This window comes from Kocuria sp. KH4, assembly GCF_053711175.1.
The window spans coordinates 200,756-215,921 of the sequence record NZ_JBSJYX010000001.1; the positions used below are offsets into that span (position 1 = coordinate 200,756).

The window sequence follows — 15,166 nt, forward strand, 5'->3', positions numbered from 1 at the left end:
TCCCCAAAACGGGGCCCGGCTCAGCCGGCCAGGCGCTCGCGCAGCAGCCGGGTGAGCCGGCGCTCGTCGATCTGCCAGAAGTCGCGCGGGACGCCGTCGACGAGCAGCACCGGGATCTCCTCCGCGTGCCGGCGGGCCAGCTCGGGGTCGCCGTCGACGTCGACCTCGGCCCAGCCCAGGCCCAGTGCGGTGGTGACCCGGTGCACGGACTCCCGGGCCGCCTCGCAGAGGTGGCACCCGGGGCGGGTCAGCAGGGTCACGGCCGGGGGCGTCGGGGAGCTCATGGGTCCATGCTACGGCCCGCCCCGGCGCCGGTGCGGGGCGCCCCGGCAACGCCGCGGGGCCGCCGTCCCCGGGAGGACGGCGGCCCCGCTGGCGGTGTCAGCGCCGGGTCACTTCTTGTTGCGGCGCTGGTGACGGGTCTTGCGGAGCAGCTTGCGGTGCTTCTTCTTGGACATCCGCTTGCGGCGCTTCTTGATCACTGAACCCATAGGATCCCTCGCATCTTCATGTCTTGGTGGTGTCTCCCGGGAACTCCGCGACAGGCGGGAACCGGGGTGCCGGCCCTCGGACGGGAACGGCCGGGCAAACGTTCACTGACACCCTACCGTCTCGCGGGGAAATTGCCGTATTCGTCCCCGGCGGGCGGCTCTCAGGCGCTGCGCGGCACCTCCGCCGGGCCGCCGCCGGGCTCGTCCGCGGCGCGCACCGGCAGCTCCCCCGTGGCCACGGGCACGGCCGGCGCGTCCGGGGCGGGGCCGGGGGTGCGCTGCTCCTGGTCGGGGTCCACGCCGGCCTCGCGGTACTGGTACTCGATGTGCTCGGCCACCAGCCGGGCCGCGAGCCTGCGGTCGCCCGCCGCCACGGCCGAGTAGATCGCCTGGTGCTCGGCGCGCAGCCGCTCCGAGGTGGCGCTCCACAGGGGCACGTGGCCCACGAGGGCCATCGTGTACTCGTAGATCGAGTCCCGCAGCGAGGACATCAGGGCCGAGACCACCGAGTTGCCCGCGGTCTTGCACAGCGCGATGTGGAAGCTCACCTCGAGGTGGTGGAACTCCTTGAGCGAGAGGTCGTCCCGGCCCATCTGCTCGAGCAGCGCCCGCAGCTCGGCCATGGCCGGGTGCCGGGGGTCCGAGCGCTCCAGCGCCCAGGTCTCGAGCAGCACCCGGGTCTGCACGATGTCCCGCAGCGGGTAGTCGGAGGTGGCCATGTGCAGCTGCAGGGCGGGACCGGCGGACGCCGCCGGCTCCCGGACCAGCATCGGCAGGATCGACTTGCGCGGCCCGTCGAAGAGACGGACGATCCCCTGCGCCTCCAGGGTCTTGAGCGCCTCCCGCATGTTGTTGCGGGACACGCGGTGGATGGCCGCGAGATCGCGGTCCGAGGGCAGTTGTTGGCCCAGCACGAGATGGCCGTCGAACAGCTCGTTCTCCAGCCACTGCAGGACCTGTCGATGCGTTGCCATAGTCTCCAGGGTAGGTCCACCGCGGCCCTCCGTGGAGCGCTCGCGGATCCGGACGTGTCGGATGTGCGGACGGGTGGGACCGCCGGGACCGGCCGGGGCCGGTCCCGGCGCGGATCAGATGAGGCCCTGGGCCATCATGGCGCCGGCCACCTTGACGAAGCCGGCGATGTTGGCGCCGGCCACGTAGTTGCCGGGCATGCCGTAGTCCTCGGCCGTCTCGGCGCAGCGGTCGTGGATCGACGTCATGATCTGCCCGAGCCGCTCCTCGGTGTAGCCGAAGGTCCACGAGTCGCGGGACGCGTTCTGCTGCATCTCCAGCGCGGAGGTCGCCACGCCGCCGGCGTTGGCCGCCTTGCCGGGGCCGAAGAGCACCCCGGCCTCCTGGAACATCCGCGTGGCCTCCCCGGTGGTGGGCATGTTGGCGCCCTCGGCGACGGCCACCACGCCGTGCGCCAGCAGCTTCCTGGCGTGGGAGCCGTCCAGCTCGTTCTGGGTGGCGCACGGCAGGGCCACGGTGCCGGGGACGTCCCAGACGGAGCCCTTGGCGATGAACCGGGCGCGCCCGCCGCGGCGCTCGGCGTACTCCGAGATCCGGCCGCGCTCGACCTCCTTGATCTGGCGCAGCAGCTCGAGGTCGATGCCGTCGGGGTCCACCACGTAGCCGCCGGAGTCGGAGGCGGTGACCACCGTGGCGCCCAGGCGCTGGGCCCGGGCGATCGCGAACGTCGCCACGTTGCCGGACCCGGAGACCAGCACCGTCTGCCCGTCGAAGGACTGCCCGCGGGTGCGCAGCATCTCCTCGGCGAACATGACGGTGCCGTACCCGGTGGCCTCGGTGCGCACCAGGGACCCGCCCCAGCTCAGCCCCTTGCCGGTGAGCACCCCCGACTCGTAGCGGTTGGTGATGCGCTTGTACTGGCCGAACAGGAAGCCGATCTCGCGCCCGCCCACGCCGATGTCGCCGGCCGGGACGTCCGTGTACTCGCCGATGTGGCGGTAGAGCTCGGTCATGAAGGACTGGCAGAAGCGCATGATCTCCGCGTCCGAGCGCCCGCTGGGGTCGAAGTCCGAGCCGCCCTTGCCGCCGCCGATGGGCATGCCGGTGAGGGCGTTCTTGAAGATCTGCTCGAAGCCCAGGAACTTCACGATGCCGAGGTAGACGGACGGGTGGAAGCGCAGCCCGCCCTTGTAGGGCCCCAGCGCGGAGTTGAACTCCACCCGGAAGCCGCGGTTGATGTGCACGCGGCCCTCGTCGTCGGTCCACGGGACGCGGAAGATGATCTGGCGCTCCGGCTCGCAGATCCGCTCGAGCACCGCGGCGTCGAGGAGTTCGGGGTGCCGGGCCACCACGGGGCCGAGGGATTCGAAGACCTCGTCCACCGCCTGGTGGAACTCCACCTCACCGGGATTGCGGGCCAGGACGGCCTGGCGGATGGGGTACAGGTCCTCGTGCATGGTGCTCCTCGTGCTGGTCGGGACGGTCGGGGCGGTCACCGCCGCGGGTGCCGGGGACGGCGGCGCAGGCCCGGCAGGCTGGACAGGAGGTCCGCGGCGCGGGCCCCGGCCCCCCGGGCGGGTCGCCGGGACGTCCCGCCGGCGGGAAGCCCGGCCGCGGCCGGCTCGGATCCGGGCAGCTCGGCCATGAGCAGTTCGGGGCCCGGTTCCCGCGGTGCCGGGGCGGTGACCACCAGCTCCTGCACCGCGCCCGTGACGGGTTCCTCCGCCGCGGCCCCGTGCGTCCCGTCCGGCTCCGGTGCGGTGGGCACCGGTGCGGTCGGCTCCGGCGCGGCCCCCTGCTGGACCGCGTCGCCGGTGACCTCGTGGATCCAGCGGGTCACCTCGGCGAGGGGCTCGGGGCGCACGGCGTACAGCCGCCGCTGCCCCTGGGCCTCCATGGACACCATACCGGCCTCGCGCAGGATCTTCAGGTGCTTGGAGACGGTGGGCTGGGAGACGCCCAGCTCCGCCACGAGGTCCCCCACGGGTCGCTCGCCGTCCTTGAGCACGGTGAGGATCCCCCGCCGGGTCTTGTCGGCGATCACCGCGAACACGTCGTTGTTGCCCATCCGATCACTGTAAACGCGTTGGCGCGCGGCACCCGGCAGCGGCACGTCCGCCCCGCTCCCGCGCCCGCCGGCCGCCGGGGGCTCGGGGCTCAGTCGAACCACGGGTCCAGCCCCCACAGCGGGAAGACCTCCTTGCGGGTGGCCATGATCGTGCGGTCCGTCTCGTCGTTGGGGTCGAAGCCGACCTCCCACGACCGCCACCACAGGTCCACCCCGTCGCCCATCGCCCGGGGCGGCTCGACCCCGTAGCGCTCGAGCACGTGGTCCCGCCACGGCTGCGGCACCGCCGCGCCCACGTCCACGGGGTGCCCGGCGGCGACCCCCACCAGGTGCGTCCACGCCCGGGGCACCACGTCGTGGCAGTTGTACCCGCCCCCGCCCGTGGCGATCCACCGGCCCTCGCACAGCTCGTCGGCGAGTCCGGCGAGGGCCACGGCGGTCTGCCGCTGGGCGTCCACGCTGACCCGCAGATGGGTGAGCGGGTCGGCGAAGTGGGAGTCGCAGCCGTGCTGGCTGACCAGGACCTCCGGGGCGAACTGGCGCAGCAGCGGGGGCACCACGGCGTCGAAGGCCCGCAGCCACATGGCGTCGTCGGCGGTGGCGGGCATGGCGACGTTGACGGCGTAGCCGGTGGACGCCCCCCGTCCCGTCTCGTTGGCGAAGCCGGTGCCCGGGAACAGGGCCAGGCCGGTCTCGTGCAGCGAGATGGTGAGCACCCGGGGGTCGTCGTAGAAGATCGACTGGGTCCCGTCCCCGTGGTGGCCGTCCACGTCCACGTAGGCCACCCGCTGGACGCCCTGCTCCAGCAGGTGGCGGATGCCCACGGCGCAGTCGTTGTAGACGCAGAAGCCGCTGGCCCGCTCGGCGTGGGCGTGGTGCATCCCGCCCCCGAAGTTCACGGCGCGCACCGCCTCCCCCGCCAGCAGGGCCGCGGCGCCCTGGTAGGTGCCGCCCACGAGCCGTGCGCTGGCGTCGTGCATCCGCGGGAACGCGGGGGTGTCCTCGGTGCCGAGCCCGCACTCGGGGATCTCCAGGGCGGGGTCCGCGCCGACCGCGCGCACCGCGTCCAGGTAGTGCTGGGGGTGGACGAGGCGCAGGACGTCGTCCGGGGCGACCTCCGGGGCCTCCACGGTGACGTTGGCCCGGCGGTCGAGGCCGAACTCCTGCACCAGGCGGTGCGTGAGCTCGAGCCGTGAGGGGTGCATCGGGTGGTGGGGCCCGAAGTCGTACTCGAGCAGGGCGGGGTCCCAGAACAGTCGCGTGGGGTGCGGGGCGCCGGGCCCGGATGTAGCAGGAGTCACACGGCCATTAGACCACTCGCACCGCCGGCCCCGCGCCGGACCCCGGCGCCGACGCGCTGTGTGTCCGCCGCGCCCGCGGCGGGGCCGGCGGCACGGGCGGTCCCCGGCCCCGCCGCGCGGGCACGGGTGGGATACTGTCTCGGGTCGGGGCGCGCGCCGCGGCCGACGCCGTCCGGGCCGGGCGGCCCGGACACAGGAGGAGGGACCGTGAGCAACCTGCAGCACCGGCCCTGGGTGTCCCGCGAGGAGCGGGGCCGCTTCTGGCTGCTCGCCTCGCTGCGCGACCTCGTGGACCGGATCGCGGCCGGCTCCCCGGCCCGTCTCGCCGTGATCTCCTTCGCCGCGGTCGTGACCGTGTTCTCCCTCCTGCTGTGGTTGCCGGTCTCGTCCGCCCCCGGGGTGGACACGGAGCTCGAGGACGCCGTCTTCACCGCCACCTCCGCCGTGACCGTCACCGGGCTGACCACGGTCCCGACCGCCACGAACTGGTCCTTCTTCGGGCAGTTCGTGATCCTGATCGGGATGCAGATCGGCGGCCTGGGCACCCTGACCATGACCTCGATCCTGGCCCTGGCGATCGGCCGCAAGCTGGGCCTGAAGTCCCGGCTGATCACGCAGGAGGCGCTGAACATCGGGCGCCTCGGCGAGGTCGGCTCGCTGCTGCAGGTCATCCTGGTGATGTCCGTCGTGATCGAGGCGGTCCTGGCCGCCGTCCTGACGGTCGGCTTCCTGCTGGCCGGGGAGCCCTTCCTCACCGCCCTGTGGCACGGGCTGTTCTACTCGGTCTCGGCCTTCAACAACGGCGGGTTCACCCCCCACTCGGACGGGCTCGTGCCCTACACGGACGCGGCGCTGATCCTCCTGCCGATCGCCGTGGGCGTCTTCCTGGGCTCCCTGGGGTTCCCCGTGGTCCTCGTGCTCCGGCAGACGGGGCTGCGCTTCTCTAGGTGGAACCTCAACACGAAGCTGGTCGTGGTGACCACCACGGTGCTGCTGTTCGTCGGCTGGGCGCTGTTCCTGGCGTTCGAGTGGTCCAACCCGGACACCCTGCAGGGGCGGCCCGTGACGCAGAAGGTCTTCGAGGGGTTCTTCCACTCCGTCATGGTCCGCTCCGGCGGCTTCAACCTGGTGGACATGAACGACCTGGAGCCGGTCACCCTGCTCATGACGGACGCGCTGATGTTCGCCGGCGGCGGCCCCGCGTCCGTGGCGGGCGGGATCAAGGTCACCACCCTCGCCGTGGTGTTCCTGGCGATCCTGGCCGAGGCCCGCGGCGACCGGTCCGTCATCTCCTTCTACCGCACCATTCCCGAGGACGCCCTGCGCATCGCGATCTCGGTCATCATGATGGGTGCCACCGTGGTCCTGGTCGGCTGCGGGCTCCTCGTGGAGATCTCCGAGGAGCCCCTCGACCGGGTGCTGTTCGAGGTGATCTCCGCCTACGCCACCTGCGGGCTGAGCGTGGGGCTGTCCGGGGAGTTGCCACCGGAGGGCAAGTACGTCCTCGCGGTGATCATGCTCGTGGGCCGCATCGGCACCACCACTGTGGCGGCCGCGCTGGCCCTGCGCTCGCGCCGCCGTCTGTACAACTACCCCGAGGAAAGGCCGATCATTGGCTGACCGTTCGTCCCACAGCGTCCCCGTCCTGGTGATCGGCCTCGGCCGCTTCGGCACGGCCACCGCCCTCCAGCTGGCGCGGCAGGGGCGGGAGGTCCTGGGCGTGGAGCGGGACGCCCAGCTGGTGCAGAAGCTCTCGGGCCAGCTCACCCACGTGGTCGAGGCCGAGGCCACCGACATCGACGCCCTGCGCCAGCTCGGCGCCGCCGAGTTCGACTCCGCGGTGGTGGGCGTCGGCACCTCGATCGAGTCCAGCGTGCTGATCACGGCCAACCTCGTGGACCTCGGCGTGAGCCGGATCTGGGCGAAGGCCATCACCCCGTCCCACGGCAAGATCCTCTCCCGGATCGGCGCCCACCACGTGATCTTCCCCGAGGCCGACGCCGGCCGGCGCACCGCGCACCTGGTCTCCGGGCGGCTGCTGGACTATATCGAGTTCGACGACGACTTCGCCATCGTCAAGATGCACCCGCCGCGGGAGGTGCAGGGCTTCACGCTCGGGGAGGCCCACGTGCGCTCCAAGTACGGCGTGACGGTGGTGGGCGTGAAGTCGCCCGGGGAGGACTTCACCTACGCCCGCCCCGAGACGAAGGTGACCTCCCGGGACCTGCTCATCGTCTCCGGGCACGTGGACCTGCTCGAGCGCTTCGCGGCCCGGCCCTGACCGGGCCGTGTCCTGACCGGCCCCCGGCCGGGTCACGGGCCCGGCCGGGAGCCGCCGCGGGGCTCAGCCGGCGCTGAGCTCGCGGGTCAGCTCCGCGGAGCGGTCGGCCGAGGCCTGCGCGGCGGCGGCGACCAGCTCCGCGAAGCCGTTCTCGTGGAAGGTCGTGATCGCCCGGTCCGTGGTCCCCTTGGGGCTGGTGACGGCCCGGCGCAGCGCCGCGGGGTCGGCCCCGGCCGGGCGCAGCAGCTCACCGGCGCCGGAGACGGTCTCCTTGGCCAGCACCCGGGCGACGTCGGCCGGGAGGCCCATCCGCTCCCCCGCCTGCTGCATCGCCTCGGCCAGCAGGAACACGTAGGCCGGTCCGGAGCCCGAGATCCCGGTCACGGCGTCGACCTGGTCCTCGGGGACCTCCACGACGGTGCCGACGGCCTCGAGCACCCCGCGCACGGCGCGGGTCTGCTCGGCGGTGGTCGCGGCGCCCGGGGTCACCGAGACGACGCCGCGGCCCACGCTCGAGGGCGTGTTCGGCATGGTCCGCACCACGGGCTGGCCGGCCGGCAGGGCCTGCTCGAGGGCGCCGACCGTGATGCCCGCCGCCACGGAGGCCACCACGGTGCCCGGGCGCAGGACGGGGGCGATCTCCCGGGCGAGGTCGAGGACGCCGACCGGCTTCACGCCGAGCAGCACGACGTCGGCCTCGCGGGCGGCCCGGCGGTTGGCCTCGGGGTCTCCCTCGGTGGCGTACGGGCGCACGCCCGTCTCCTCCTGGAGCCGCTCCGCGCTCTGCGCGGAGCGGACGGTGGCCCGGACCTGCTCGACGGGCACGCCGGAGGCCAGCACCCCCCGCAGGATGGAGCCGTTCATGGAGCCGCAGCCCAGGAAGGCGAGCACAGGTGTCATGGTCGGTGGGGTCCTCTCGGAGCGGGTACGGGTCGGGTCGGGTCGGGCGTCAGTCGCCCCGGGCCCCGTCGCCGGTGACCTCGTCGGCCGGGGCGTCCTCGGCCGGGGTCGTGTGGCGGCGGGCGAAGTCCAGGGACTCGGCGAGCCACCGGGTGCGCTCCTCGGCGCTCGACGAGCGGCGGGTGGAGACCTCCACCCCGATCACCCCCCGCCACCGGGTGGCGGCGAGGTGCTGGAGCGACTCGGCGACCGGCTGCACGCCGTGGCCGGGGAGCAGGTGCTCGTCCGCGGTGGTCTCCCCCGACCCGTCCGTGAGGTGGACGTGGCCCAGGCGGGGGCCGAGCTCCCGGATCGCGGCGAGGGAGTCCATCCGGGCGGTCGCGGCGTGGGAGAAGTCCCACGTCACCCAGTCGTAGTCCTGCCCGAGCGGGCTGTAGTGCGGGGCGTAGACCACGGTGTCGCGCCCGCGCACCCGCCAGGGGTACATGTTCTCCACGGAGATCTTCACGCCCGTGGCCTGCGAGACCACGCGCACGCCCTCCACGAAGTTCGAGGCGTACTTGCGCTGCCAGCGGAAGGGCGGGTGCACGACGACGACCTCCGCGCCGACCTGCTCGGTGAGGGCCGCGGCCATTTGGATCTTGGTCCACGACTTGCCCCAGACCTGCTGGGTGAGCAGCAGCGTCGGGGCGTGGATGGTGGAGATGGGCAGCTGGTGGCGCTGCACGAGGTCGCGCAGCTGGTGGTTGAGCTGGCTCATCCGCTCGTGGGTGACGAGCACCTCCACGCTGTCGTAGCCCAGCTCCACGGCCGCCTCGAAGGTCTCCGGGACCCCGAGCGGGTAGAGGGAGCTGGTGGAGAGTGCCACGTGCGCCCGGTACGGCTCCGGGGCGGGCTCCTGCTGCTCGCTCATGCCGCTCCCACCAGGTGCCGGGGGTCGACGGTGCGCACGTCGGCGTGGCTGTTGAGCTGGTCCAGGCGGCGGAGGATCAGCCCCTCGCGCAGGGCCCACGGGCAGATCTGCAGCGACTCGATCCCGTAGGCGTCCATGGCGGCCTCGGCCACCACCGCGCCCGCCAGGATCTGCCGGGCCCGGGCGGGCGAGACCCCGGGCATCTCGGCGCGCTCCGCCGGGGTCATCGCCTCCATCCGCCGGGTCCACAGCCGCAGGTCCTCGAGGTGCAGGGTCCGCGGGACGTAGGGCCCCATGGCGTAGGGGGCGGCCCCGCAGATCCGGGCGAGGGAGCGGAAGGTCTTCGACGTGCCGGCCACGCAGGTGGGCTCCCCGGCCGCCCGGACCTTCGCGACCGCGGGCTTGAGCTCCCGGCGCACGTGCTTGCGCAGGGCCTTCATCTCCTGGGGCGTGGCGAGGTCCCCGGCGATGAACGAGCGGGTGAGCCGTCCCGCGCCCAGCGGCACGGAGGTCGCCACGGCGGGCAGGGCGTTGTCGCCCAGCGCCATCTCGAAGGACCCGCCGCCGATGTCGAGGTCCAGGACCGTGCCCGCGCCCCAGCCGAACCAGCGGCGCACCGCGAAGAAGGTGACGGCCGCCTCCTGGTCCCCGGCCAGCTCGGTGAGGGTCACCCCGGAGCGGGACTGGACGTGCTCCAGCACCTGGGCCCCGTTGCCGGCCTCGCGGATCGCGGAGGTGGCGAACGCGAGGAAGTCCTCCGCGGCGTTGTCCACCGCGAAGTCCCGGGCCTCGAGCACGAAAGCGGTCAGCGCGTCCCGGCCGGCGTCGGAGATGTTGCCGTCCTGGTCGAGGTACTGCACCAGCCGCAGGGCCAGCTTGTGGGACGCGTACGGTTCGGGCCGGGAGCCCGGGTAGACGTCCAGCAGCAGCAGGTGGACGGTGTTCGATCCGACGTCGAGGACTCCCAGACGCATGCCGTGGTGCTCCTTCGAGTTCCGTGTCCGTCCCGCGGCGCGGGGCGGCTCAGCCCTTGGTCCCGGCGCGGGCGGTCCGGCCCGCCGCCGGATTCTTCGCCGCCGTGGACCTGCCCGTGGACCTGGCCGTGGACTTGGCCGGGGCCTTGGCCGTCGACTTGGCGGGGGCCTTGGCCGTCGACTTGGCGGGGGACTTGGCGGTGGAGCGCGCGGCGCGCTTGGGCGCCGGGCCCTGGGCGCGCTTCTCCGCGAGCAGCTGACTGGCGCGCGCCGGGGTGATCTGCTCCACGGTCTCCCCGCGGGGGACCGTCACGTTCGTCTCCCCGTCGGTGATGTAGGGCCCGAAGCGCCCGTCCTTGATCACCATGGGCCGTTCCGTGATCTGGTCGGTGCCCAGGTCCGCGAGCGGCGGCTTGGCGGTGCCCCGCCCGCGCTGCTTGGGCTGGGCGTAGATCTGCAGCGCCTCCTCGAGGGTGATCGTGAACAGCTGCTCCTCGGACTGCAGGGAGCGGGAGTCGGAGCCTTTCTTCAGGTAGGGGCCGAAGCGGCCGTTCTGCACGGTGATCTCCTCGCCCTCGACGTCGGCGCCCAGGGTCCGCGGCAGGGACAGGATCTTCAGCGCGTCCTCGAGGGTCACGTCCTGCAGGGTCATCGAGGAGAGCAGGGAGCCCGTGCGCGGCTTCTCCTTGACCGGCTTCTTCGGGGGCTTGGGCTTGCCGTTCTTGTAGTACTCGACCGGCTGGGCCGCGAGCTCCTCGGCGGTGGGCTCGGGGACCACCTCGGTGACGTAGGGACCGTAGCGGCCGTCCTTCGCGATGATGGCGCGCCCGGTGACCGGGTCGCGGCCGAGCTCCCGGCCGTCGGCCTTGCCGGTCTCGATGAGCTCGCGGGCCTTCTCGGGGGTCAGCTCGTCCGGGGCCAGGTCCTCCGGCACGTTGGCGCGGACCGGCTCGGTGATCTCGCCCGTCTCGGGGTCCACGGCGCCCGCGACCTCGAGGTAGGGGCCGAACTTGCCCACGCGCAGGGTGATGGCGTCCGTCACGGGGATGGAGTTCACCGCGCGGGCGTCGATCTCGCCGAGGTCGTCGACGATGGGCTTGAGCCCGTTCTCGTGCTCCTGCGAGCCGAAGTAGAAGTCCTGCAGCCAGTCGGTGCTGTCCTCCTCGCCGCGGGCGATCCGGTCCAGGCCCTCCTCCATCTCTGCCGTGAAGTCGTAGTCCACGTAGTCGGAGAAGTGCTCCTCGAGCAGGCGCACCACGGAGAACGCCGTCCACGAGGGGATCAGCGCCGAGCCCCGGACCCGGACGTAGCCGCGGTCCATGATCGTGGAGATCACGGCCGCGTAGGTCGACGGCCGCCCGATGCCCAGCTCGTCGAGGACCTTGACCAGGGACGCCTCGGTGTAGCGCGGGGGCGGGGAGGTGCGGTGCCCGTCCGCGGCGACGTCGGTGGCCTCGAGCCGGTCGCCCTCCGCCATCCGCGGCAGCCGCTTGTCCCCGTCCTTGCCCTCGGCCGGCTCCTCGTCGCGGCCCTCCTCGTAGGCGGCGAGGAAGCCGCGGAACGTGATCACGGTGCCGGACGCGGAGAACTCGGCGTCCCGCCCGGAGGCCGAGGTCGCCCCGAGCCGCACGGTGGCCGTGGAGCCCTTGGCGTCGGCCATCTGGGAGGCGACCGTGCGCTTCCAGATCAGCTCGTAGAGCCGGTAGGCGTCCGCGGAGAGCTCCCCGCGGACCTGGTTCGGCGTCCGGAAGGAGTCCCCGGCGGGGCGCACGGCCTCGTGCGCCTCCTGGGCGTTCTTCGACTTCGAGCTGTACACGCGCGGGGAGCCCGGCACGGAGTCGGAGCCGTAGAGCTCCGCGGCCTGCCGCCGGGCGGCCGAGACCGCCTGGTCGGACAGCGCCACGGAGTCGGTGCGCATGTAGGTGATGTAGCCGTTCTCGTACAGCTTCTGGGCCACCTGCATCGTGGTGCGCGAGGTGAACCGCAGCTTGCGGGCGGCCTCCTGCTGCAGCGTGGACGTGGTGAAGGGCGCGGCCGGGCGGCGGGTGTAGGGCTTGGTCTCCAGCGACCGGACCGCGAACGCGGCGTCCGCGAGCCCGGCGGCCAGCTCCCGGGCCGCCGTCTCGTCCAGGTGCACGAGCTTGTCGGCGGCGCCCTTGAGCGCCCCGTCGTCGCCGAAGTCCCGGCCCCCCGCCACCCGCTTGCCGTCCACGGAGGACAGCCGCGCGCCGAAGGCGGTGCCGGCGTCCTCGCCGTCGGTGCGGGCGAAGGTGCCGCTGAGGTCCCAGTAGTCGGCGGGCACGAAGGCCATGCGCTGGCGCTCGCGCTCCACGACCAGGCGCGTGGCCACGGACTGGACGCGGCCCGCGGACAGGCCGGAGGCGATCTTGCGCCACAGCACCGGGGAGATCTCGTAGCCGTAGAGCCGGTCCAGGATGCGGCGGGTCTCCTGCGCGTCGACCAGGTCCTGGTCCAGCTCGCGCAGCTCCCCGAAGGCGCGCTCGATGGCCTCGCGGGTGATCTCGGGGAAGGTCAGCCGGTAGACGGGGACCTTGGGCTTGAGCACCTCCAGCAGGTGCCAGGCGATGGCCTCGCCCTCGCGGTCGCCGTCGGTGGCGAGGTAGAGGGCGTCGGCCTCCTTGAGCTTGCGCTTGAGCTCGGTGACCTTCTTCTTCTTGTCCGGGTTCACCACGTAGTACGGCTCGAAGCCGTGCTCCACGTCCACCGCGAACTTGCCGTAGGGCCCCTTCTTGAGCTCCGCCGGCAGCTCCGAGGGCTGCGGGAGGTCACGGATGTGCCCCATGGAGGACTCCACCTCGTAGGCGTCGCCGAGGTACCCGGCGATGGTCTTGACCTTCGAGGGGGACTCCACGATGAGCAGGCTCTTGCCCGTTCCCGGGCTCTGGGTGGCCTTCGTTGGCACGGTACTCCTTGCTGCGGTCCGCGACGGCCGCGGGACGCGGCGCTGCTGGACGTCGGGTCGGACGGGCGGGAGTCGTCCGGCCCGCCCTGCGCTCCACCATAACGCCTCGCCGCCGGCGTCCCTCGCGCCGCGGAGGACACGGGGGACGACGGCGGCCGCCGGCACGCACCGGGCCCGGGCCGCGGGCTCAGGAGGGGTGGTGCTCCGGCTCGTCGGCGATCGTGAACTCGCGGCCGGTGGCGGTCTCCACGTCGATGACCACGAAGTTGTACTTCAGCGTGGGCGCCCACGGCTTCAGCGGCAGCTCCTCGGCGGCCTCGATCTCCGCGCGGGTCTCCAGCCGGCGGGCCCGGCCGTGCACCACCACGGAGCGCACCACGTGCTCGTCCGTGACCTCGTCGATCTCGAAGGCCACCTGGTCGTTGACGATCAGGCTGGAGAGCTTGGAGCCCTGGGCCGTGCGGAAGTACACCTTGTGCTGGTGCACCACGTAGTTCACCGGGAAGATGTCCACGAGCCCGGCGGCCTCCACGGCCAGGCGGCCGAAGGGGTGCTCGGCCAGCAGCCGCCAGACGGTGTCCTTGTCCAGGGTCCGGATGGGGTTGAGGTGGTCTCCGATGCTCATGCCCTCATCCTCGCACCCGGGACGCCCCGGCGTCCCGTGCTCATCCGCCCACATCCGCCCGGCGGGCCGGCGGCTGCTCGAGCGGCACGAGGAAGCCGTCGAGCACGAGGTGGCGGACCTCCTCCGTGAGCCGCTCGCGCTCGTCCCCGGTCCACTCCAGCAGCGCGGCGAGCGCGGCGAGGATCTGCCGGGCGCTCAGCTCGCCGTCGCAGGCGCCGGCGAAGCCCGCGGCCTCGCTGGTGAGCACCGCGGTGCGGCGCAGCCCCGCTCCCTGCCGGAGCAGGATCACGCCGGGGTGCTCGGCGCCGGGGCGCTGGTGGCGCTCCTCCGTGACGTCCTCGGCCGCGACGAGGTGGGCGTCCAGCCAGTCCTGCGGGTGCTCCGCGAGCCAGTCGGCGCGCGCCCACGCGGCGGCCAGCGCCGGGGCGAGCGGCTGCTGCACCGGGTGCGGGACGTGCTCGAAGCGGCGCAGCGCCCCGTCGTGCGGGCGCGGTGCGGCCGGGCGGCGCAGCCGGATCATCCCGAAGCCCACGGCCTCGACGCCCCGGGCGGCGAAGTCGTCGAGGTAGGCCCGGTAGGCCCGTTCGTAGTGCTCCGGGTCCCGGGACTCGGCGGCGTCCCGCAGCCACGTCTCGGCGTACTCCTCCGGTGCGGCCAGCTCCCGCTGGATCCACCAGGTGTCGATGCCCTCGGGCACCCAGCCGTCCGGGCGGTGCATCCACCGCTCGGCCGCGGGCCCGGGCGCACCCCCGGTGTCCTCGACGCCGAGGACCTCCCAGTTGCCGAGCAGGTGCGCGGTGGCCCCCGGGGCCATGGCCCCGGGCAGCGCCCGCACGAGGTCGGCCACGATCCGGTCCCCGGGCAAGCCGCCGTCCCGGTAGGTGAAGCGGTCCGCGGGGGTCTCCCCCGGGGCGCGGGGGGTGATGACGAACGGCGGGTTGGAGACCACCAGGTCGAACCGCTCCCCGGCCACGGGCTCGAGCAGGGAGCCGGCGCGGAGGCTCACCCGGTCCTCCAGCCGCTGCGGGTCGAGGTCCAGGGCCCGGGCGTTGAGCAGCAGGTTGAACCGGGTGAAGCCCAGGGCTCGCTCGGAGACGTCGGTGGCGGTCACGTGCCGGGCGTGGGCGAGCAGGTGGAAGGTCTGGATGCCGCAGCCGGTGCCCACGTCCAGGGCCCGCCCGACCGGCCGGCGGTCGGTGGTCTGCGCCAGCGTCAGGGACGCCTGCCCGATGCCCAGCACGTGGTCGCGGCGCAGCACGCCGGGGCGCTGGGACTCCCCCAGGTCGCTCGCCACGTAGAGCTCGGTCCCGTCGTCGGCGGCGTGGGGGCGCAGGTCCACCGTGGCGCGCAGCCCGTCCCGGGTCCGCTCCGCCAGGCCCAGCCCCACCAGGTCCCCGGGGGCGACGGCGGAGGCGCCGAGCAGCTCGGCCGGGACGGCGCGGCCCAGCAGGAACAGCACGACCAGTCCCGCCGTCCCCCGGTCCGGGTGCCCGGGCGTGGCCAGCACCGGTTCGAGCACCCGCAGGGCCGGCACGGCCTGGTCCCGGGCGAGGGCGTCCATCGCGGCCGCACCCAGCAGCCCGGCCACGCGGTCGTGGGTGAAGCCGCCGGCGCGCAGGGCGCCGTGCAGGGCGGCCAGCCGCCGAGGGTCGTCGGAGACGGGGGTGCCCGGCACGCGGGAGAAGGCGGGCGGCCGGTCGGGGGTGTCCGGGGCCATG

14 protein-coding genes are annotated in these 15,166 nt (G+C 73.6%); 2 read left to right on the forward strand and 12 right to left on the reverse strand.

What is annotated here, in order from left to right; genetic code table 11:
• Positions 1-20: 20 nt before the first annotated feature.
• The 6 genes from ACWCOM_RS00995 to ACWCOM_RS01020 form a co-directional block, all read right to left on the reverse strand.
• Positions 21-284 (reverse strand): glutaredoxin family protein, encoded by a 264-nt coding sequence (locus tag ACWCOM_RS00995; RefSeq protein ID WP_454546866.1) that lies wholly within the window; start codon positions 282-284, stop codon positions 21-23.
• Positions 285-392: 108 nt separating this feature from the next.
• The gene (locus tag ACWCOM_RS01000) at positions 393-491 is read right to left on the reverse strand and encodes a 30S ribosomal protein bS22 (protein WP_005504750.1); all 99 of its coding nucleotides are present in this window, start codon (positions 489-491) and stop codon (positions 393-395) included.
• Positions 492-652: 161 nt separating this feature from the next.
• On the reverse strand, positions 653-1,465 hold the full coding sequence (locus tag ACWCOM_RS01005) for a FadR/GntR family transcriptional regulator (protein WP_454546867.1): 813 nt from the start codon (positions 1,463-1,465) through the stop codon (positions 653-655).
• Positions 1,466-1,579: 114 nt separating this feature from the next.
• Positions 1,580-2,920, reverse strand: coding sequence for an NADP-specific glutamate dehydrogenase (gene gdhA, locus ACWCOM_RS01010; protein ID WP_454546868.1), 1,341 nt, complete (start codon positions 2,918-2,920; stop codon positions 1,580-1,582).
• 35 nt (positions 2,921-2,955) lie between these two features.
• Positions 2,956-3,531 carry a metalloregulator ArsR/SmtB family transcription factor gene (locus tag ACWCOM_RS01015; RefSeq protein ID WP_454546869.1) on the reverse strand — a complete coding sequence of 192 codons (576 nt, stop codon included), beginning with the start codon at positions 3,529-3,531 and terminating at the stop codon, positions 2,956-2,958.
• A gap of 89 nt (positions 3,532-3,620) precedes the next feature.
• Complete coding sequence (locus tag ACWCOM_RS01020; RefSeq protein ID WP_454546870.1) at positions 3,621-4,832, reverse strand: acetoin utilization protein AcuC; 1,212 nt, start codon at positions 4,830-4,832, stop codon at positions 3,621-3,623.
• A gap of 207 nt (positions 4,833-5,039) precedes the next feature.
• On the opposite strand from ACWCOM_RS01020, the gene ACWCOM_RS01025 reads away from it, so the two are divergent.
• A complete protein-coding gene (locus ACWCOM_RS01025) occupies positions 5,040-6,452 on the forward strand; it encodes a TrkH family potassium uptake protein (RefSeq protein WP_454546871.1) in 1,413 nt (470 codons plus the stop codon).
• On the forward strand, positions 6,445-7,113 hold the full coding sequence (locus tag ACWCOM_RS01030) for a potassium channel family protein (protein WP_454546872.1): 669 nt from the start codon (positions 6,445-6,447) through the stop codon (positions 7,111-7,113). The genes ACWCOM_RS01025 and ACWCOM_RS01030 overlap by 8 nt, the downstream gene beginning before the upstream one ends.
• 63 nt (positions 7,114-7,176) lie before the next feature.
• Here the strand turns inward: ACWCOM_RS01030 and proC are convergent, their stop codons facing one another.
• The 6 genes from proC to ACWCOM_RS01060 form a co-directional block, all read right to left on the reverse strand.
• Positions 7,177-8,013 carry a pyrroline-5-carboxylate reductase gene (proC, locus tag ACWCOM_RS01035; RefSeq protein ID WP_454546873.1) on the reverse strand — a complete coding sequence of 279 codons (837 nt, stop codon included), beginning with the start codon at positions 8,011-8,013 and terminating at the stop codon, positions 7,177-7,179.
• A gap of 49 nt (positions 8,014-8,062) precedes the next feature.
• On the reverse strand, positions 8,063-8,926 hold the full coding sequence (locus ACWCOM_RS01040) for a sugar phosphate isomerase/epimerase family protein (protein WP_454546874.1): 864 nt from the start codon (positions 8,924-8,926) through the stop codon (positions 8,063-8,065).
• Positions 8,923-9,900, reverse strand: coding sequence for a Ppx/GppA phosphatase family protein (locus tag ACWCOM_RS01045; protein ID WP_454546875.1), 978 nt, complete (start codon positions 9,898-9,900; stop codon positions 8,923-8,925). The genes ACWCOM_RS01040 and ACWCOM_RS01045 overlap by 4 nt, the downstream gene beginning before the upstream one ends.
• Positions 9,901-9,949: 49 nt before the next feature.
• Positions 9,950-12,823, reverse strand: coding sequence for a type I DNA topoisomerase (gene topA / locus ACWCOM_RS01050; protein ID WP_454546876.1), 2,874 nt, complete (start codon positions 12,821-12,823; stop codon positions 9,950-9,952).
• A 187-nt stretch (positions 12,824-13,010) separates the two neighbouring features.
• Positions 13,011-13,448 (reverse strand): pyridoxamine 5'-phosphate oxidase family protein, encoded by a 438-nt coding sequence (locus tag ACWCOM_RS01055; RefSeq protein ID WP_454546877.1) that lies wholly within the window; start codon positions 13,446-13,448, stop codon positions 13,011-13,013.
• A gap of 40 nt (positions 13,449-13,488) precedes the next feature.
• The gene (locus tag ACWCOM_RS01060) at positions 13,489-15,165 is read right to left on the reverse strand and encodes a DUF7059 domain-containing protein (RefSeq protein WP_454546878.1); all 1,677 of its coding nucleotides are present in this window, start codon (positions 15,163-15,165) and stop codon (positions 13,489-13,491) included.
• Position 15,166 lies beyond the last annotated feature (1 nt).

What these genes read in the sequence shown, in the direction of transcription:
- ACWCOM_RS00995 (WP_454546866.1), bottom strand. Translation starts at nt 284, where the DNA reads ATGAGCTCCCCGACGCCCCCGGCCGTGACCCTGCTGACCCGCCCCGGG.
- ACWCOM_RS01000 (WP_005504750.1), bottom strand. Translation starts at nt 491, where the DNA reads ATGGGTTCAGTGATCAAGAAGCGCCGCAAGCGGATGTCCAAGAAGAAG.
- ACWCOM_RS01005 (WP_454546867.1), bottom strand. Translation starts at nt 1,465, where the DNA reads ATGGCAACGCATCGACAGGTCCTGCAGTGGCTGGAGAACGAGCTGTTC.
- gdhA (WP_454546868.1), bottom strand. Translation starts at nt 2,920, where the DNA reads ATGCACGAGGACCTGTACCCCATCCGCCAGGCCGTCCTGGCCCGCAAT.
- ACWCOM_RS01015 (WP_454546869.1), bottom strand. Translation starts at nt 3,531, where the DNA reads ATGGGCAACAACGACGTGTTCGCGGTGATCGCCGACAAGACCCGGCGG.
- proC (WP_454546873.1), bottom strand. Translation starts at nt 8,013, where the DNA reads ATGACACCTGTGCTCGCCTTCCTGGGCTGCGGCTCCATGAACGGCTCC.
- ACWCOM_RS01040 (WP_454546874.1), bottom strand. Translation starts at nt 8,926, where the DNA reads ATGAGCGAGCAGCAGGAGCCCGCCCCGGAGCCGTACCGGGCGCACGTG.
- ACWCOM_RS01045 (WP_454546875.1), bottom strand. Translation starts at nt 9,900, where the DNA reads ATGCGTCTGGGAGTCCTCGACGTCGGATCGAACACCGTCCACCTGCTG.
- ACWCOM_RS01055 (WP_454546877.1), bottom strand. Translation starts at nt 13,448, where the DNA reads ATGAGCATCGGAGACCACCTCAACCCCATCCGGACCCTGGACAAGGAC.
- ACWCOM_RS01060 (WP_454546878.1), bottom strand. Translation starts at nt 15,165, where the DNA reads ATGGCCCCGGACACCCCCGACCGGCCGCCCGCCTTCTCCCGCGTGCCG.